This window comes from Streptomyces sp. NPDC006516 (assembly GCF_040611875.1).
Taxonomy (GTDB): Bacteria; Actinomycetota; Actinomycetes; order Streptomycetales; family Streptomycetaceae; genus Streptomyces.
Map to the genome: position 1 here is coordinate 491,419 of NZ_JBEXPD010000001.1, position 18,830 is coordinate 510,248.

Sequence of the window (18,830 nt, forward strand, 5' to 3'; positions counted from 1 at the left end):
CTGATAATGTGACGGCGGTCGCTGGCTGTGAAGTTCCTGGACGGGAACTACGGTCGGTGACCGGTCCGGTTCAGGACAGACCGGTCCCAGTTTCCTCGGTAGGGCGTCGGCATTCTGCCGGTGGGGTTTGCGCGGCCTCGTGAGACGTCCCGCATCCCAGACCTCTGCCTGTGAAGAGCTCTTGCGGTGTTCAAGGAGGACGTCCATGACGAGCATCAACGAGCAGCCGATTCCTGCTGCCCGCCCTGTCATCGGTGAAGAAGAGATCGAGGCAGCCGTACGTGTGCTGCGCAGCGGTCGTGTGGTGCAGGGCCCGGAGGTCGCGGCCTTCGAGGAGGGCTTCTCCGAGCTTGTCGACGGCCGCCACTGCGTCGCCGTCAACTCCGGTACCTCCGCTCTGCACATGCTGCTGCTCGCCCTCGGCATCGGCCCCGGCGACGAGGTGATCGTTCCTTCCTTCTCCTTCGCGGCCTCCGCCAACGCGGTCCGGCTGGTCGGCGCCGACGTCGTGTTCGCCGACATCGAGCCCGGAAGCTACGGCCTGGACCCGGCTGCCGTCGAGGCGGCCGTCACGCCGCGCACCGCCGCCGTCATGCCGGTGCACCTCTACGGTCACCCGGCCGCCATGGACAAGCTCATGCCCATCGCGGAGAAGCACAAGCTCGCTGTCGTCGAGGACGCCTGCCAGGCCCACGCCGCCGCTCTGAACGGCACCCCCGTCGGTGCGTTCGGTGCGGGAGGAACGTTCAGCTTCTACCCGACGAAGAACATGCACTCCCTCGAGGGCGGCATGGTCACCACGGCCGACGCCGAACTCGCCCGCACCCTGCGCCTGCTGCGCAACCAGGGCATGGAGGCGCGGTACGCCAACGAGATCGTCGGCGCCAACATGCGCATGACGGACGTGGCCGCCGCCGTCGGCCGCGTACAGCTCACCAAGGTCGGTGGCTGGACCGAGCAGCGCCGCGCGAACGCCGCGTACCTCGACGCGCACATCACCGCCCCGAACGTCACGACGCCGCCGGTCGCCGAAGGCGCCCGCCACGTCTACCACCAGTACACGATCCGGGTGCAGGGCGACCGCGACGCCGCGATGGCCAAGCTCACCGAGGCGGGTATCGGCAACGCCGTCTACTACCCGACCCCGATCCACCGGCTCAAGCCGTACTGGGAGCCGGACCAGAAGGCCGGCCGCACCTGGGACCTGCCGGAGACCGAGCGGGCCGCCGCCGAGGTCGTCTCGCTCCCCGTCCACCCGTCGCTGAGCGAAGGCGACCTGGCGCGCATCGCCGACGCCGTCAACTCGCTGGGGGAGAACCTGTGACCGCCGTACTGAGGGCAGGCCTCATCGGCCTCGGTTCCATGGGACGCAACCACGCCCGGGTCCTCGCGGGGCTCGAAGGCGTGACCCTGGTCGGCGTCGTCGACCCGATGGGCGACAAGAACGGCTGGGCACAGGGTGCCCCCGTCCTCTCGACCGTCGAGGAACTCATCGCGCTCGGCATCGACTACGCGGTCGTGGCCTGCCCGACCGCCCTGCACGAAGAGGTCGGTCTCCAGCTGGCCGACGCCGGGGTGTGCGCCCTGATCGAGAAGCCGCTCGCCGACACCGTGGAGGGCGCCCGCCGCCTCGTCGAGGCCTTCGAGTCGCGCGGTCTCGTCGCCGGAGTCGGTCACATCGAGCGCTGCAACCCGGCGCTGCGCTCCCTGCGCAGCCGCCTGGAGGCCGGCGAGCTCGGTGACGTCTTCCAGGTCGTCACCCGCCGCCAGGGACCCTTCCCCCACCGCATCGCCGACGTCGGTGTGGTCAAGGACCTCGCCACGCACGACATCGACCTGACGGGCTGGGTGACCGGCCGGACGTACAGGTCGATCGCCGCCCACACGGTGTCCAAGTCGGGCCGCCCCCATGAGGACATGGTCTCCGCGGTGGGCCAGCTCTCCGACGGCACCATGGTCAACCACCTGGTCAACTGGCTGAGCCCGCTCAAGGAGCGCTTCACGTCGGTCACCGGCGAACGCGGCTGCTACATCGCCGACACCCTCACCGCCGACCTCACGTTCCACTCGAACGCGGCCGTGACGACCGAGTGGGAGGCGCTGCGCGCGTTCCGCGGGGTCTCCGAGGGCGACATGATCCGCTACGCCATCCCGAAGCGCGAGCCGCTGCTGGTCGAGCACGAGCTCTTCCGGGACGCCGTGCGGGGCGAGTCCGCCGACATCTGCACTTTGCGGCAGGGCCTGCGTACCGTTGAGGTGGCGGCTTCGGTTCTTGAATCGGCACGAAGCGGCCGGACCATTGTTCTTGAGACAGGAGAGCCCGCTCATCATGGCGGTTGAGAGTTCGGTGGCGGGGGCGCAGCGCAGCTCCCGCGGCAAGATCGTCATGCTGGTCGACAACGGCGTGAACGGCGACTCACGGGTCCAGAAGGAAGCGCGCTCCGCAGCCGCTGCCGGCTGGGACGTGGTGCTGCTGGGCAAGTCGCCGACGAAGAAGGGCCAGCGCTGGCACCTCGGTGATGCCCAGGTCCGTCTGCTGCACGTCCCGACGCCCATGCACCGCAGGCGTCACGAGTACCGGCGGGCCATCCTCCGCGCGCCGCTGGCCTACAGGCCCGGCCCGCTGGCCGCGTACCGCAGGCAGCGGATGAAGGCCTGGCGTACGGAGCTGAACATCCGGCTCATCGAGGCCGGGCGCCGGGGGAAGGCCGTCGACAAGCTCAAGCTGCTCCCGCCGAGGCTCGTCTCCAAGGTGATGAGCAAGTGGGTCGGGCTGCGGGCCAAGCAGACGAACGCCCTGGAGCAGCGGCGCAAGGACATGAACTCCCCGCTGGACCGCTTCACCACGGCGTTCTGGCTGCGCACGATGGGGGACCGCGCCTGGCGCCGCCTCGATCCCGCGCTGTGGGACATGGAGCTGGCGTACGGCAAGGTCATCGACTCGCTCGAGCCCGACCTGATCCACGCCAACGACTTCCGCATGCTCGGTGTGGGTGCGCGGGCGAAGCTCAGGGCCGAGGCCAAGGGCCGCACGGTCAAGCTCGTCTGGGACGCCCACGAGTTCCTGCCGGGCATCAAGCCCTGGAACCCGCATCCGCGGTGGCACGTCGCCCAGTGCGCGTACGAGCGTGAGTTCTCGAAGTACGCCGACGCCGTGACGACGGTCTCCGAGACCCTCGCCGAGATGCTGGCCGACCGGCACGGTCTCAAGACCAAGCCGGAAGTGGTGCTGAACGCGCCGGACGCGGAGATCTCGCCCGAGCAGGCCGCCGAACCCGTCCCGGACCTGCGCGAGTTGTGCGGGATCGGACCGGACGTGCCGCTCAGCGTCTACAGCGGTGCCGCCGCCCCGCAGCGTGGGCTCGACATCATGGTCGAGTCGCTGCCGCAGCTGCCCGGGACGCACGTCGCGTTCGTCGTCCTGCGGCCCACGTCGGACTACATGAACCAGCTGACCGCGCGGGCCGTGGAGCTCGGTGTGTCGGACCGGCTGCACATCCTTCCGTACGTCCCGCACTACCAGGTGGTGCCGTTCCTGTCCTCGGCGGACGTGGGCGTCATCCCGATCCACCACTGGCCGAACCACGAGATCGCCCTGATCACGAAGTTCTTCGAGTACTCCCACGCCCGTCTGCCGTTCGTCGTCAGTGACGTCAAGACGATGGGCGACATGGTGGCGCAGACGGGGCAGGGCGAGGTGTTCAAGGCGGAGGACGTCGCGGACTACGTCCGCGCGGTCAAGGCCGTGCTCGCCGACCCCAAGAAGTACCGCGACGTCTACGAGGACCAGGGGCTGCTCGACGAGTGGACCTGGGAGGCGCAGGCCGAGGTGCTCGACGGCGTCTACACCCGCGTGCTCGGCGGCAGCAGCCGCCAGAGGACCCCGGCGAGTGTTGCCCAGGTGGTGGCATGAGCGGAAGACCTGATGTCACGGTCGTCGTGGCCGTCTACAACACGATGCCCTACCTGACGGAGTGCCTGAACTCGCTCGTCGGGCAGAGCATCGGTCTCGACCGCCTGGAGGTCGTGGCGGTCGACGACGGATCGACGGACGAGAGCGGTGCGGAGCTCGACCGCTTCGCCGAGCGCTACCCCGGTACGTTCAAGGTCATCCACCAGGCCAACTCCGGTGGCCCCGCCGCGCCCAGCAACAGGGCGCTGGAGGTGGCCACCGGCCGGTTCGTCTACTTCATAGGGTCTGACGACCACCTCGGCGAGGAAGCCCTCGAACGCATGGTGGCCTACGCCGACGAGCACGGCTCCGACGTGGTGGTCGGCAAGATGGTCGGCACGAACGGCCGGTACGTCCACCAGAAGCTCTACAAGAAGAACGACCCCGACGTCAGCCTCTACCACTCCAGCCTGCCCTTCACGCTGGCGAACACCAAGCTCTTCCGCCGCGAGCTGGTGGAGAAGCACGGGCTGCGCTTTCCCGAGGACCTGCCGGTCGGCAGCGATCAGCCGTTCACCATCGAGGCGTGCGTCCGGGCCCGGAAGATCTCGGTCCTCTCGGACTACACGTTCTACTACGCGGTGAAGCGCGGGGACTCCAGCAACATCACCTACCGGGCCGATCACCTGTCCCGGCTGCGCTGCACCGCAGCGATCATGAAGCACGCCGCCTCGCTCGTCGAGGCCGGACCCGACCGGGACGCGCTCTTCGAGCGGCACTTCACCTGGGAACTCGCCAAGCTGATCCAGGGCGACTTCCCCACGCTCGACGCCACGACCCGGCAGCAGGTCTGCGAGGGGATCGCCGCCCTCGCGGACGAGTACCTCACCGACGCGCTCAGGGACTCCCTGGACGTCAAGCGCCGGGTCCGCATCTGCCTCGCGCAGGCGGGTGCCGTGGACGAACTGGTCCGCGCCATCACCGAGGAGGCGGAGCACGGGGCCCCGCCCTTCCACCTCGAGGACGGCCGGGCGTTCGCGATGTACCCCGGTTTCCGCGACGAGGCCCTCGGCCTCCCCGACCGCGTCTACGAGCTGGTGGGCGAGGCCGTCCCCGGGCGGCTGGCGCAGGGGACCGAGCTGGTCGAGGCCGAATGGGACCAGAGCGGTGACGACCTGGCCCTCGTCCTCGCGGCCCGGATCGGTGTCCTGGGCGACACCGGCTCCGTGACCGTGCGCCTCGCCAAGGGCGCCATGCCGAAGAGCGCGGACAAGCCGGGCGCGCGCCGGCTGCCCGCCGACCACACGCTCCCCGCCGTCGAGGGGAAGCTCGTCCGTACGACGGCCGAGGACGGCAGGGCGACCGTCGTGCGTGGCCGGATCCCGGTCCAGGCCGTCAAGGCGAAGCTCGGCGTCCGCGTCTACGTGGACGTGGCAGGCTCGACGTACGAGATCCCCGTGCGGACCGGGGGAAGGCCGCTGCCCCTGGCCCGCCGCTGGCGGCAGGCCGTCCCGTACAGGGTCAGCGCGAACCAGAACCCGAAGGGCCGGCTCGTCATCACGACGGCCCCCCTGTGGGAGATCGAACCCGGTGCGGGCAAGCGGCTGCGCCACATGCTGTCCAGGCTGAAGAGGAAAGTAACCCGATGAACATCTGTGTAGTCGCGCTCGGCAAGATCGGCCTTCCGCTCGCCGTGCAGTTCGCGGCCAAGGGCCACAAGGTCATTGGCGCGGACGTCAACGCGAAGGTCGTCGAGCTGGTCAACGCGGCCACCGAGCCGTTCCCCGGCGAGCACGACCTGGACGTCAAGCTCAAGGAGACCGTGGGCGCGGGCCTGCTCTCCGCGACGACGGACACCACGGCCGCGGTCGCCGCGTCCGACGCCGTCGTGGTCGTCGTCCCGCTCTTCGTGGACGCCGAGGGCACCCCGGACTTCGGCTGGATGGACGCGGCCACCAAGGCGATCGCCGCGGGCCTGAAGCCGGGCACCCTCGTCAGCTACGAGACCACCCTCCCGGTCGGCACCACCCGCACCCGCTGGGCGCCGATGCTCGCCGAGGGCTCCGGTCTCACCCCGGGCCGCGACTTCCACCTCGTCTTCTCCCCGGAGCGCGTGCTGACCGGCCGGGTCTTCGCCGACCTGCGCCGCTACCCCAAGCTCGTGGGCGGCATCGACGAGGCGTCCTCGCAGCGCGGTGTGGAGTTCTACGAGGCCGTGCTCGACTTCGACGACCGTGAGGACCTGCCGCGCCCGAACGGCGTCTGGGACCTCGGTACGGCGGAGGCCTCCGAGCTCGCCAAGCTCGCCGAGACGACCTACCGCGACGTCAACATCGGTCTGGCCAACCAGTTCGCCCGGTTCGCCGACAAGAACGACATCGACGTCAAGAAGGTCATCGAGGCCTGCAACAGCCAGCCCTACAGCCACATCCACCAGCCCGGCATCGCCGTCGGCGGCCACTGCATCCCGATCTACCCGCGGATGTACCTCTGGAACGACCCGGAGGCCACCGTCGTGCGCTCGGCCCGCGAGGCCAACGCCGCGATGCCCGAGTACTCCGTCGACCTGCTGGCCGCCGCCTACGGCGACCTGGACGGCGTCGGGGTCCTGGTCCTGGGCGCCGCCTACCGCGGTGGGGTCAAGGAGACCGCGTTCTCCGGTGTCTTCGGTGTGGTCGAGGCCCTGAAGGCGCGCGGCGCGGTGCCGTTCGTCTCGGACCCGATGTACACCGCCGAGGAACTGACCGCGCACGGCCTGGTGCCGCACGAGGGCCAGACGGTCACCGCCGCGATCCTCCAGGCCGACCACGCCGAGTACCGTGAGCTCGCCGCCGCCGACCTGCCGGACGTCCGCGTCCTGGTCGACGGCCGCCGTACGACCGACCCCGCCAACTGGGAGGGCGTCCGCCGCGTCGTCATCGGCGGCTGACCGCTCCGAGACAGGAGGAAGGCCCCGTCCGCGATGCGGGCGGGGCCTTCCCTGTGCACTGTGAAGGGCCGCCGGGGCCCTGGGGCTCCGGCAGGCGCCCGGTCGCACGGTCCGGGCCCGGAGCGGGGAGTCCCGGGCTTCCAGGGGCCCGCGGTGTCCTCCGTGGGCCCGTGCCCGGAGCATCCTCGCCTTCCCCGGGCCACGGGCCTCTCGAAGCGCGTGGGCCCGGAGCCTCTCGGTTCTCCCGGCTCGGAGCGCTTCAGGCCGCGCGCTCCGTGAGCACACCGTCCGCCTCGTCGTGCAGCGCGCCCGTCTGCGGGCACTCCCAGACGCCCGGCTCGTCCGCCCGCTCGACGAGCTTGACGCCGCTGCGGCCCACCCAGCCGATCCGGCGCGCCGGGACGCCCACGACCAGGCCGAAGTCCGGGACGTCCTTGGTCACCACGGCGCCGGCCGCGACCATGGCCCACCGGCCGATCCGTACCGGGGCGACGCACACCGACCGCGCACCCAGCGAGGCGCCCTCGGCGACCTTCACGCCCACGGCCTCCCAGTCGCCGCCGCGCTTCTGCTTGCCCTCGGGGTCGACGGAGCGCGGGTTGTGGTCGTTGGTGAGCACCACGGCAGGACCGACGAAGACGCCGTCGCCGAGCTCGGCCGGCTCGTAGACGAGGGCGTAGTTCTGCAGCTTGACGTTGTTCCCGATCTGGACGCCGGTGCCCACGTACGCGCCGCGCCCGATCACGCAGCCCTCGCCGAGCTTTGCGCCCTCACGGATCTGTGCGAGCTCCCAGACGCTGCTGCCGTCCCCGATCTCGGCGCTCTCGTCGACCTGGGCGGTGGGCTGGACCCTGTAGTTCACGTCGTGTGCCTTCCTGGCGGGCGGAGTTGCCAGGAGAGCATACGAGTTCCGGGGGAGGCGTCCGTGAACGGCCGCCTCCCGGCAGGCAAGGGGGTTCTCCTGACCCGTGAGACCCGTGAGACCCGTGAGACCCGGGCGACGTCTGCCGCTTCCCGGAGGCCGTGGCGGCGCGACCGGGGGACCGGGGCCGGTTTGACCCCCCGCATCCCGCCCCGTAGCCTTGACCCTCGGCGTATTTCTGTGCGCCTACCCCCTGAGCACATCCCTCCCGGTGATCCGTCCCCGGGGGAGGCCGCTCATCCTTCCGGACTGTCGTGGGCTCCGGCCCGCGCGGGCGGCTGGCATCAGGGGATCCGTTCCGAGTGAGAGAGAGATCCGCGTGTACGCCATCGTGCGCAGCGGTGGTCGCCAGCACAAGGTTGCTGTCGGCGACATCGTTGAGGTTGACAAGATTTCCACTGCCAAGGTTGGCGACACGGTCGAGCTCTCGACCCTGCTCGTTGTCGACGGTGACGCCGTGACCAGCGACCCCTGGGTCCTGGACGGCATCAAGGTCCAGGCCGAGGTCGTGGACCACCACAAGGGCGCGAAGATCGACATCCTTCGCTACAAGAACAAGACGGGTTACCGCCGTCGTCAGGGTCACCGCCAGCAGTACACGGCGATCAAGGTCACCGGTATCCCCGCGGCTGCGAAGTAAGGGACTGAGGAGACATGGCACACAAGAAGGGCGCATCGTCCACTCGGAACGGGCGCGATTCCAATGCTCAGCGGCTCGGCGTGAAGCGCTTCGGCGGTCAGGCCGTCAACGCCGGTGAGATCCTGGTCCGCCAGCGCGGTACCCACTTCCACCCGGGCACGGGCGTCGGCCGTGGCGGCGACGACACGCTGTTCGCGCTGACCGCCGGTGCGGTGGAGTTCGGTACCCACCGTGGCCGCAAGGTCGTGAACATCGTTCCCGTCGCTGCCTGATCCAGGCAACGGCTGAACGTCACAGCACCTTCCGAGGGCGGATCTCAGCTTTCCCGGTAACCGGGGAAGCGGGTCCGCCCTCGGCGCGTTACGTCAAAGACAATTCCGTATTTTTCCGTAGTACCTGGAGGCCCCACCATGACCACCTTCGTGGACCGCGTCGAGCTGCATGCCGCCGCGGGTAACGGAGGCCACGGCGTGGCCTCCGTACACCGTGAGAAGTTCAAGCCGCTGGGCGGCCCCGACGGGGGCAACGGCGGGCGTGGCGGCGATGTGATCCTCGTCGTCGAGCAGTCCGTCACCACGCTGCTGGACTACCACCACCACCCTCACCGCAAGGCCACGAACGGCCAGCCCGGCGCGGGTGACAACCGTTCCGGCAAGGACGGCCAGGACCTCGTGCTGCCCGTCCCGGACGGCACCGTCGTCCTGGACAAGGCCGGCAACGTGCTGGCCGACCTCGTGGGACAGGGCACCACCTTCGTCGCCGGCCAGGGCGGCCGCGGCGGCCTCGGCAACGCGGCACTGGCCTCCGCCCGCCGTAAGGCGCCCGGCTTCGCGCTGCTCGGCGAGCCGGGGGAGAGCCGGGACATCGTCCTGGAACTCAAGACCGTCGCCGACGTCGCGCTCGTCGGCTACCCGAGCGCGGGCAAGTCCTCGCTCATCTCGGTGCTCTCCGCGGCCAAGCCCAAGATCGCGGACTACCCGTTCACGACCCTCGTGCCCAACCTGGGCGTCGTCACCGCGGGCTCCACCGTCTACACCATCGCCGACGTCCCCGGCCTCATCCCGGGCGCCAGCCAGGGCAAGGGCCTCGGCCTGGAATTCCTGCGCCACGTCGAGCGCTGCTCCGTCCTCGTGCACGTGCTGGACACCGCGACGCTGGAGTCGGACCGCGACCCCGTCTCGGACCTCGACATGATCGAGGAGGAGCTGCGGCTGTACGGCGGCCTGGAGAACCGCCCGCGCATCGTCGCCCTCAACAAGGTCGACATCCCCGACGGCCAGGACCTCGCCGACATGATCCGCCCCGACCTGGAGGCCCGCGGCTACCGCGTCTTCGAGGTCTCGGCCATCGCGCACAAGGGCCTCAACGAGCTCTCCTACGCCCTCGCCGGAATCATCGCCGAGGCACGCGCCACCAAGCCGAAGGAGGAGTCGACCCGGGTCGTCATCCGCCCCAAGGCCGTCGACGACACCGGCTTCACCGTGACCCTGGAGGACGACGGCATCTACCGCGTGCGCGGCGAGAAGCCCGAGCGCTGGATCCGCCAGACCGACTTCAACAACGACGAGGCCGTCGGCTACCTCGCCGACCGGCTCAACCGCCTCGGCGTCGAGGACGAACTCCGTAAGGCCGGCGCCCAGGCCGGAGACGGCGTGGCCATCGGCCCCGAGGACAACGCGGTCGTCTTCGACTGGGAGCCGACCATGGCCGCCGGCGCCGAGATGCTCGGCCGACGCGGCGAGGACCACCGCCTGGAAGCCCCCCGCCCCGCCGCGCAACGCCGCCGCGAGCGCGAGTCCGAGCGGGACGACGCGCAGCGCGAGTACGACGAGTTCGACCCCTTCTAACCGCCGCGCCGGGCGCCCCCCCGCAGACCGGGGGGCGCCCGGATCCACAGCGAACTGCCAGGTAGCGGGCGGTCGGGCGGCCTGCGATGTGCGGATTGCGTAGACGTCTGTGGAGTCCGTCACTCCGGGTGCGGGCCCATGAGGGCCCAATCTGCCTGGCCAGGCGGTGAACTGCGGGTTTCCCCGGGGGGAGCAGCAATAAACGTCCGCCTTGCGAGACGGTCACGGAGAGTGCGACCATCACACTGTTCCCCCCTGTCATCGCAAGGTAGGTCGTCTGTGTCTGTGCCGCATGAAGCCAAGCTCCGGACCACAGCGGTCGTGCTCGCCGGTGGAACCGGTCAGCGTGTGGGACTGGCAATCCCCAAGCAGCTGCTGAAGATCGCCGGTAAGGCCGTCATCGAGCACACGCTGAGCATCTTCGAGAACGCCGCGGGCATCGACGATGTCATCGTGCTGATGGCGCCCGGCTTCGTGCCGGACGTCGAGAAGATCGTCGCCAAGGCCGGCCTGACCAAGGTCACGAAGATCATCGAGGGTGGCAACACCCGGAACGAGACCACCGAGCGGGCCATCGCGGCCCTCGGTGAAGGGCTCGCGGAGGGCGAGGACCGGAACGTCCTCTTCCATGACGCGGTGCGCCCCCTGCTGTCACAGCGCGTCATCAACGACTGTGTCGAGGCGCTGGAGCGCTACCAGGCGGTCGACGTCGCCATCCCGTCCGCGGACACGATCATCGTCACCCGCACCCACGGCGAGGACGGCGAGTTCATCACCGACGTCCCGGACCGGTCCCGGCTGCGCCGCGGCCAGACCCCGCAGGCGTTCAAGCTGTCCACGATCCGCAAGGCGTACGAGGTCGCGTCCGGCGACCCCAACTTCCAGGCCACCGACGACTGCTCGGTCGTCCTGCGGTACCTCCCCGACGTGCCGATCTATGTGGTCGCGGGCGACGAGTACAACATGAAGGTGACTCAGCCGGTCGACGTCTTCATCACCGACAAGCTCTTCCAGCTGGCCTCCACGGCGGCCCCGCGCCAGGCCGACGAGGCCGCCTACCGCGACCTGCTCTCGGGCAAGACCCTGGTCGTGTTCGGCGGTTCCTACGGCATCGGCGCCGACATCGCCACGCTGGCCGAGCAGTACGGCGCCAGCGTGTACGCGCTGGGCCGCTCCACCACCGGTACGCACGTCGAGAACCCGGAGCACATCGACGACGCGCTGTCCAAGGCGTACGCCGAGACCGGCCGCATCGACTACGTGATCAACACCGCGGGCGTCCTGCGCATCGGCAAGCTGGCCGAGACGGACAACACGACGATCCAGGAAGCCCTGAACGTCAACTACCTGGCACCGGTGCAGATCGCCCGCGCCTCGTACAAGTACCTGGCGGAGACCCAGGGCCAGTTGCTGCTCTACACCTCCAGCAGCTACACCCGGGGCCGCGCCGAGTACAGCCTCTACTCCTCGACCAAGGCCGCGATGGTGAACCTCACGCAGGCGCTGGCCGACGAGTGGGCCGGCGAGGGCGTCAGGGTCAACTGCGTGAACCCGGAGCGTACGGCGACCCCCATGCGCACCAAGGCGTTCGGCCAGGAGCCGGAGGGCTCGCTGCTCTCCTCCGAGGCCGTGGCGCGCACCTCGCTGGACGTCCTCCTGTCCGAGATGACGGGTCACGTCATCGACGTACGGCAGCAGGACCCGACCCGTGACGTCACCGAAGCCTCGGGCTTCGAGCAGGCGCTGGCCTCGGTGTTGGACCGTCAGGAAGATGTGTAATAATTCTTGACAAATGTACTTTTACGGGCCTCTGCGATCATTTCGGTGATTGCAGAGGCCCGAGTGCGTGAAGCCGCACCTTCACAATTCCCTCCATACGTGAAACAACCGGCACCCCCTGGAGCAGGTCCTTCGTGATTTCGACAGCCATCCGCCTGGCCCGTGTGGGCAGTCGGTCAGAACTGGCGGCAGCAATACTGATGATGCTGGGTTATCCCTGCGTCATGATCGCCGCCCTTCTCCCCGATATCTGGTTCTTCGCGGCGGCCACGGCTGTCACGTACGTCGCGGACTGGTACCTGCACCAGCGCGGCAGTTACCTGGTCAACAGGCTCGGCAAGGTGCGGGCGGGACTCTCCATCCGCTTCCTGCTCCGCCAGCTGATGATCATCCTCCTGCTGGCCCGGCTGGACCTCGCCGAGGAGCCGCTCTTCTACGCGGCCGTCGCCTGCTTCCTCCTCTTCTACGGTCTACAGGCCCCGCACGGCGCGCTCACGACCCTGATCCGGCTCCGCCGCACCCTGCCGATCGTCACCCGGAACGTGGACCTGCACGCCGTCCGCATCCCGGACGCCCCGCCGCGCGCCCTGCTGCACCGCTCCAGCGAGAAGATGCTGCACCTCGACCTGCCCGCGGTGGCGGGCGTCCTGGTCGCCGCAGGCACGGGTGTAGACCTGGCGGGTTACATCGGCGCCGGGGTGACGCTGCTGCTCGCCGCCCTCTACAACGCCCTGCTCGTCCCGTATCTGCGCCGGAGCCGGCGGGCGCCGTCGGCCCCCGCGGTGCTCAAGGCGCTGGACACCTGGCTGGGCGAGTACCAGCCGACCGTCGTGCTCTACTTCTCCGGCTCCAACGAGTCGGCCTACCAGGGCAACATGTGGCTGGACACGATGGCCGCCGTCGAGGGACGCCCGCTGATCGTCATGCGTGAGCGCAACCTCGTGGCGCAGCTCGCGGACACGTCCGTACCCGTCGTCTGCGTGCCCGCCGGCACCCACCTGATGAATCTGGACCTGTCCACCGTCCGTGTGTGCCTGTACCCGGCGAACGTCGGCAAGAACATCCACATGCTGCGGGTGCCGACCATGAAGCACGTCTTCATCGGCCACGGCGACAGCGACAAGCTCGCCAGCGTGAACCCGTACTCCAAGGTGTACGACGAGGTCTGGACGGCCGGCCGTGCGGGCCGCGACCGCTACGCCCTGGCCGACGTCGGCATCCGTGACGAGGACATCGTCGAGGTCGGCAGGCCGCAGCTGGCCCCGATCGAGAGCTGGACCGGGACCACGAAGAACCCCATCCCGACGGTGCTGTACGCCCCGACCTGGGAGGGCTGGGACGACAACCCGGGCAACACCTCGCTGCTGCTGGCCGGCGAGAACATCGTCAGCCGCCTCCTGAAGGCGGACAGCCCGGTCCGGGTCATCTACAAGCCGCACCCGTTCACCGGCATCCGCAGCGCCAAGGCCAAGGCCGTCAACGCCCGGATCAAGGCACTGATCACCAAGGCCGCCCAGGAGCGCGCCGCGGACCCGCGCTGGGCGAAGGAGGCCTCGGCCGCCGCTGCCGGCCAGAGCGCCGCCAAGGCCGAGCTGTCCCGCATCGAGGCCCGTCTGGCCGAGCTGGCGACGCCCGGACGTGCCGGGGGCGACGAGTCGGAGGAGTCGCGGGTCGCGCTCGCCGACCCGGCACGCCAGGCCGAGATCGCCACCCTGCGCGCCGAGTGGAACGACGCCTACTGGCGTTCCTTCGGATGGTGGGAGCACAAGACGGTCTCCGGCTCGCAGCCGAAGCTGTACGACTGCTTCAACCAGTCGGAAGCCATGGTCTCGGACATCTCCAGCGTGGTCTCCGACTTCATCGCGAGCGGCAAGCCGTACGCGGTCACCGACTCGGCGAAGCTGGGCGTCGAGGAGTTCAAGCGCCAGAACACCGCCGTACGGGCGGCCGTCATCCTCTCCAACGACGCGGCGGAGATCGACGAGCTGCTGAGCGCCGTCGCGGACCCCGCGACGGACCCGCTGGCCGGGGCGCGGCACGAGCTGAAGACCTACCTGCTCGGTCCGGACGAGCCGACCTCCATGGAACAGTTCAACGCCGCCGTACGGGCGCTGACGGCCAAGGCCGAGGCCCGCAACGCGGGCGTCGCCCAGCGCGTGGGCGGACAGCAGCCCGCCCCGCTGCCCGACCCCGAGGCCGCGACCAGCGGCGTCGGCGACGGAGCGGCCGAGGTCGTCGCCGAGGCCGAGGCGGCGGTCGACCCCGACGTGCCCTTGCCGGAGGCCGACGCGGAGATCGGCGCGGGCCCCTCGGCGCTGCGCTGACGACAGCGCGTCCGGCCGCACGCGGGAAGTGACGCGGGGCGGCCGGACGAGCCGGTCGCCGACCATGAGCCGGTGGCCGGACTGTGAGCGGGTGACAGTGACGGCCCTGTGTAATCCGGCCGTCATCCAGATGTTCGAAAAGCGTCCGGTTCTCGACGCAACCCTCTCAACGGCCCGTCCGTCTTCCTCCTGGGGAGGGGGAACGTACGGGCCGTTCGGTGTGTCCGTGCACGGAGCACGGCATGCGCCGTCGTTTCATCGTTTCTCCTGCTCAATGCAGGTATGTAAGAACCGGGGAGAGATGAGCAGCAGTACACCAGACGTGACCGTCGTCATCGGCGCGTATGAAGCGATGCCCTATCTGATCCGCTGCCTGGAGTCCGTCGAGGCGCAGACGCTTCCGGCCGGGCGCATGGAGATCGTCGCCGTGGACGACGGGTCGACCGACGGCACGGGGGAGTACCTCGAGGAGTTCGCCGCGCGGACGGACATCGCCATGCGGGTCGTCCGCCAGAAGAACTCGGGCGGACCGAGCGGCCCGCGCAACGTGGGCCTCGGGCTCGCCCGCGGCCGGTACGTCTTCTTCCTCGACGCGGACGACTACTTCGGCGAGGAGGCCCTGGAGCGCATGGTCGCCATGGGCGACCGCGCGGGGACGGACGTGGTGCTGGGGAAAGTCGTCGGTGTCAACCGGGGCGCGGCGAAGTCGATGTGGAAGGAGACGGTCGAGCGCGCGGACCTCTACTCCTCCAACATCAAATTCACCCTGAGCGCCCAGAAACTCTTCCGGCGGGACCTCCTCGTCCGGCTCGGGATGACCTTCGACGAGGAGCTCAGGACGGGTGAGGACGCCCTCTTCACGATGGAGGCGTACCTCCGGGGCAACGGCGTCTCCGTCGTGGCCGACTACACCTGCTACTACCTGGTGGGCCGGGACGACGGCAAGCACGTGACCAAGAGCGGCAGTTACCTGCTGCGCTTCGATTCGGCCCGCGCCCTGATGAAGCTCATCGCCGCGCACGTCCCGCCGGGGCCGAAACGGGACGCCCTGATGGTCCGTCCCTTCGTGATCACCCTGCTCCCGCAGTTCGGGCCCGGCCTGCTGCGGCAGTCCGAGGAGGTGCGGCAGAGGAAGATGGAGCTGGCGGCACCCCTGCTGGAGGCCTACTGGACACCCGGCCTGGCCCGTCGCCTCAAGGTGCACGAGCGGCTCCGGCTGATCTGCATCGCGGAGGGCAGGCTGGATCTGCTCCTGGACATCCTGCGGTTCATGCACGAGAAGAAGAAGCCCCGGTCGGTCCGCAAGGGGCTCCGGGGCCGGCTGTATCTCGTCTACCCCCACTTCGGCGAGGGCACGGTGCTGCCGCTGTCGGCGTACGAGCTGACCGTCACCGAGTGGATCGGCCGGAAGCGGATCGAGGTTCCGGGGCGTCAGTCCACTGCCGCCTTCCTGCGGAGGCTGGTCCGCAAGGCACGCAGAACGGCCAGGGCGGCCGGTCTGCACCTGCCCCGCAGGGCCCACAGGGCCTGAGGCGGCAGTGGACGTGATCCCTACTGTTCGGGACGCAGCAGCCTGCGGACCGGGCGCCCCACCACGCGCCGGGCGCGGCGGTAGGCGGACGGCCAGGCCGTCGGAGCGTCGCTCGCCTGCACCTTGACGCTGACCTGACGGGCCCTCTTGTCGAGCTGGCTGCGCAGCAGGGCGTTCTGCGAGGACAGCTCCTCCATCCGGCTCTGCATCCAGCCGAAACGGCTGCTCAGGGAGTCCGGGTCGGTCTCGGTCCAGGGGCGGACGGCCGGCGGCAGAGAGAGCTTGGCCATCCGGGCGTCGAAGTCCTTGCCACCGTCACCGTGGTGGAAGGTGTTCTCCAGGCCGTTCTTCTCCATGAAGCCGGCGAAACGGAGGAAACGCTCCTTGTGCCCGTTCACGAGCTCGCCGAAGTCGGCCGCCTCGTACAGCTCGGCGGGGTCGATGTTCTTCGGCGTCTCCGAGATCTTGCGGTGCGGGATGCCGAAGTACCGGCAGAGCTCCAGCGTCCGGGAGTCGCTGCAGAGCACGGTGCTCGGGACCCCGGCCAGCAGCGCCGCGATGTTCCCGTGGATGCGCGAGCCGAAGGAGAAGTCGAACGCGCGTAGTTCGTCGATCCAGGTGGCCGGGTCGATGTAGAGCCGGACCTTGCCCTCGCGGTACATCGGGTGCGACGGGTGGGTCGGCATCGAGGTCTGGGCGCCGAGCGGGTTCGCCGTCTCCCGCCAGTGGAGCAGCTGGGCCTCGAGGAGGTTCTGCCCGACGAAGCGCAGGTTCGGATAGCGCTCGTGGGCCTGCCTGATGATGGCGTCGAGTCCGTGCGAGCGCACGGCGCTGTGCGAGCCGTTCACCGAGATCAGGGAGTCGCGGGTGAGCGCCTCGGTCTTCCGCTCGAGCGTGAAGGTCTCGCCGTTCATGAACATGGAGGGGCAGCCGATGACCTCCACGTCCCGGAAGCCCATGGCCTTGAGGTACTGCTCGGTGAACTCGCCGCGCACCCCGATGGACGCGCTGCGGTTGAGGACCTCCGTGACGAATTCCCTGACCGTCGGCTCCATCGGCTTCAGCCTGGAGGCGTCGTACTTCAGGTCGGCCTGCGCGCCCACACCCAGGACGACGACCGGGATGCGCAGCTTCTTGATCAGCTGCGTCATCCGCTTCAGGGGCCGCTCGAACGTCGGGCGGAACGCGTTGGCGAGGGGCACGACGAAGACGTCGTACTCCTCGTTGATGCGGGCCGCCGCCGCTGGGTCGGTGCGGATGCCGTTCGAGAAGACCGCCGCCCGCGGAGTCGTCAGAATCTTCTGCGCCGCGTCACTGAAGATCAGGTTGCCGGCGTTGGTGGCGAAGACGTCTCTGTGGAGGGACTCTTCGACTGATGCAACATCGAAGGGGCTTTTGCCCGATCTGAGCAAAATGCGCTTCTGGCGGGTCGGTTCATCTGTCACATACACGAGGGTAGCCCGATGAATGGCCGGTGGAGATTACGTAAATGCCTCCATTCAGTCGCATGTCGGAACGTGACTCGGGGCGGCCCGTCCGCCGGCCTGTCTCCCCGTCGTGACAGCAGATGAGACGGCCCGGTGCCGCCGCGGCCCCTCGCGTAGATTGAGGAGTACCGAGCAGGACGACGTGATGGGGACGGGCGTACGTGTCAGGGGCAAGGGAATCCGAAGGCGCGGCTGTGGAATCCGGAGGTGTGCTCCGCACACCCCCGGCCGACGGCGCCGTCCGCAGGCCGGGAGTGACCGACGCCCGCAGGATCGTCGTCAAGGTCGGATCCTCCTCGCTCACCACGGCGGCGGGCGGTCTCGACGCCGACCGGGTGGACGCCCTCGTCGATGTGCTCGCCAAGGTGCGGAGCGGCGGGGAACGGGAGATCGTCCTCGTCTCCAGCGGCGCCATCGCGGCAGGCCTCGCTCCCCTCGGGCTCGTACGGAGGCCCAAGGACCTGGCCCGTCAGCAGGCCGCCGCCAGCGTCGGCCAGGGGCTCCTTGTCGCCCGCTACACCGCGTCCTTCGCGCGCTACGGCGTACGGGTCGGCCAGGTGCTCCTCACCTCGGACGACACCAGCCGGCGGGCCCACTACCGCAACGCCTACAGCACACTCGGCCAGCTCCTGGAGATGGGCGCGTTCCCCGTCGTCAACGAGAACGACACCGTGGCCACCGACGAGATCCGCTTCGGTGACAACGACCGGCTTGCCGCGCTCGTCGCCCACCTGGTCCACGCCGACCTCCTCGTTCTCCTCTCCGACATCGACGGCCTCTACGACGGCGACCCGAGCACGCCCGGCACCTCCCGCATCGCGGAGGTGAGCGGCCCGGCCGACCTGGAGGGTGTCGCCATCGGCAGCGCGGGCAAGGCGGGCGTCGGCACCGGAGGCATGGTCACCAAGGTCGAGGCGGCCCGGATCGCCACCGCCGCGGGGATCCCGGTCGTCCTCACCTCCGCCAGCCATGTCGCCGACGCGCTCGCGGGGCGCGACACCGGCACGTACTTCCACCGCACCGGACGCCGCTCCGCCGACCGGCTGCTCTGGCTCGCCCACGCCTCGACCCCGCAGGGCGCGCTCACCCTCGACGAGGGAGCGGTGCGCGCCGTCGTCGAGCGACGCAGCTCCTTGCTGCCGGCCGGGATCAGCTCGGTCGAGGGCGAGTTCTCCGCCGGGGACCCCGTCGAACTGCGGGACCCCGCGGGCACGGCCATCGCCCGCGGGCTGGTCAATTTCGACGCCAAGGAGATGCCCCAGCTGCTCGGCAGATCCACCCGCGACCTGGCGCGCGAACTCGGGCCGGCCTACGAGCGGGAGGTCGTACACAGGGACGATCTCGTCGTTCTCACGCCCCAACCGGCCCCCTGAAACGGCTGAAAGTCCAGCCTTCGGGCGGAGACCTTCACGAAAACCGCCCCACGCCTGGCCCTGGGCTGGTCAACTTTGTCGGAGGGATACAAAGGGGTCAGCAAGC

14 protein-coding genes are annotated in these 18,830 nt (G+C 69.6%); 12 read left to right on the plus strand and 2 right to left on the minus strand.

What is annotated here, in order from left to right; translation table 11 throughout:
* The first annotated feature begins 205 nt into the window (after nucleotides 1-205).
* Genes ABZY45_RS02090 through ABZY45_RS02110 form a run of 5 tightly spaced genes read left to right on the plus strand, consistent with a single transcriptional unit; the run spans nucleotide 206 to nucleotide 6,821 of the window.
* Nucleotides 206-1,324, plus strand: coding sequence for a DegT/DnrJ/EryC1/StrS family aminotransferase (locus ABZY45_RS02090; RefSeq protein ID WP_356735148.1), 1,119 nt, complete (start codon nucleotides 206-208; stop codon nucleotides 1,322-1,324).
* Complete coding sequence (locus tag ABZY45_RS02095) at nucleotides 1,321-2,340, plus strand: Gfo/Idh/MocA family oxidoreductase (protein WP_356735150.1); 1,020 nt, start codon at nucleotides 1,321-1,323, stop codon at nucleotides 2,338-2,340. Before ABZY45_RS02090 ends, ABZY45_RS02095 begins: the two co-directional genes overlap by 4 nt.
* Nucleotides 2,330-3,913: a glycosyltransferase family 4 protein gene (locus tag ABZY45_RS02100; protein WP_356735152.1), complete on the plus strand. Its 1,584-nt coding sequence runs from the start codon at nucleotides 2,330-2,332 to the stop codon at nucleotides 3,911-3,913. Before ABZY45_RS02095 ends, ABZY45_RS02100 begins: the two co-directional genes overlap by 11 nt.
* Nucleotides 3,910-5,541 carry a glycosyltransferase gene (locus ABZY45_RS02105; protein ID WP_356735154.1) on the plus strand — a complete coding sequence of 544 codons (1,632 nt, stop codon included), beginning with the start codon at nucleotides 3,910-3,912 and terminating at the stop codon, nucleotides 5,539-5,541. The genes ABZY45_RS02100 and ABZY45_RS02105 overlap by 4 nt, the downstream gene beginning before the upstream one ends.
* Nucleotides 5,538-6,821, plus strand: a complete 1,284-nt coding sequence (locus ABZY45_RS02110; RefSeq protein WP_356735156.1) for a nucleotide sugar dehydrogenase — start codon at nucleotides 5,538-5,540, stop codon at nucleotides 6,819-6,821. The genes ABZY45_RS02105 and ABZY45_RS02110 overlap by 4 nt, the downstream gene beginning before the upstream one ends.
* A 259-nt stretch (nucleotides 6,822-7,080) precedes the next feature.
* Here the strand turns inward: ABZY45_RS02110 and ABZY45_RS02115 are convergent, their stop codons facing one another.
* Nucleotides 7,081-7,683 (minus strand): acyltransferase, encoded by a 603-nt coding sequence (locus ABZY45_RS02115; protein WP_356735158.1) that lies wholly within the window; start codon nucleotides 7,681-7,683, stop codon nucleotides 7,081-7,083.
* Nucleotides 7,684-8,062: 379 nt separating this feature from the next.
* Between ABZY45_RS02115 and rplU the strand changes: the two genes are divergently transcribed.
* The 6 genes from rplU (at nucleotide 8,063) to ABZY45_RS02145 (ending at nucleotide 15,864) form a co-directional block, all read left to right on the plus strand.
* On the plus strand, nucleotides 8,063-8,383 hold the full coding sequence (gene rplU, locus ABZY45_RS02120) for a 50S ribosomal protein L21 (protein ID WP_014045903.1): 321 nt from the start codon (nucleotides 8,063-8,065) through the stop codon (nucleotides 8,381-8,383).
* Between the two features lie 14 nt (nucleotides 8,384-8,397).
* Complete coding sequence (gene rpmA / locus ABZY45_RS02125) at nucleotides 8,398-8,655, plus strand: 50S ribosomal protein L27 (protein ID WP_014045902.1); 258 nt, start codon at nucleotides 8,398-8,400, stop codon at nucleotides 8,653-8,655.
* 138 nt (nucleotides 8,656-8,793) lie between these two features.
* Nucleotides 8,794-10,230, plus strand: a complete 1,437-nt coding sequence (gene obgE, locus ABZY45_RS02130) for a GTPase ObgE (RefSeq protein ID WP_356735161.1) — start codon at nucleotides 8,794-8,796, stop codon at nucleotides 10,228-10,230.
* Nucleotides 10,231-10,509: 279 nt separating this feature from the next.
* Nucleotides 10,510-12,009: a bifunctional cytidylyltransferase/SDR family oxidoreductase gene (locus tag ABZY45_RS02135; RefSeq protein WP_356735163.1), complete on the plus strand. Its 1,500-nt coding sequence runs from the start codon at nucleotides 10,510-10,512 to the stop codon at nucleotides 12,007-12,009.
* A 224-nt stretch (nucleotides 12,010-12,233) separates the two neighbouring features.
* Complete coding sequence (locus ABZY45_RS02140; protein WP_356735165.1) at nucleotides 12,234-14,333, plus strand: hypothetical protein; 2,100 nt, start codon at nucleotides 12,234-12,236, stop codon at nucleotides 14,331-14,333.
* A 301-nt stretch (nucleotides 14,334-14,634) separates the two neighbouring features.
* Nucleotides 14,635-15,864, plus strand: coding sequence for a glycosyltransferase family 2 protein (locus tag ABZY45_RS02145; protein WP_356735167.1), 1,230 nt, complete (start codon nucleotides 14,635-14,637; stop codon nucleotides 15,862-15,864).
* Between the two features lie 20 nt (nucleotides 15,865-15,884).
* Here ABZY45_RS02145 and ABZY45_RS02150 read toward each other — a convergent pair whose 3' ends face one another.
* Entirely contained in the window at nucleotides 15,885-17,309 is a 1,425-nt protein-coding gene (locus tag ABZY45_RS02150) for a polysaccharide pyruvyl transferase family protein (RefSeq protein WP_356735169.1), read from the minus strand.
* A 296-nt stretch (nucleotides 17,310-17,605) separates the two neighbouring features.
* Between ABZY45_RS02150 and proB the strand changes: the two genes are divergently transcribed.
* Nucleotides 17,606-18,724, plus strand: a complete 1,119-nt coding sequence (proB, locus tag ABZY45_RS02155; protein ID WP_356736546.1) for a glutamate 5-kinase — start codon at nucleotides 17,606-17,608, stop codon at nucleotides 18,722-18,724.
* Nucleotides 18,725-18,830 lie beyond the last annotated feature (106 nt).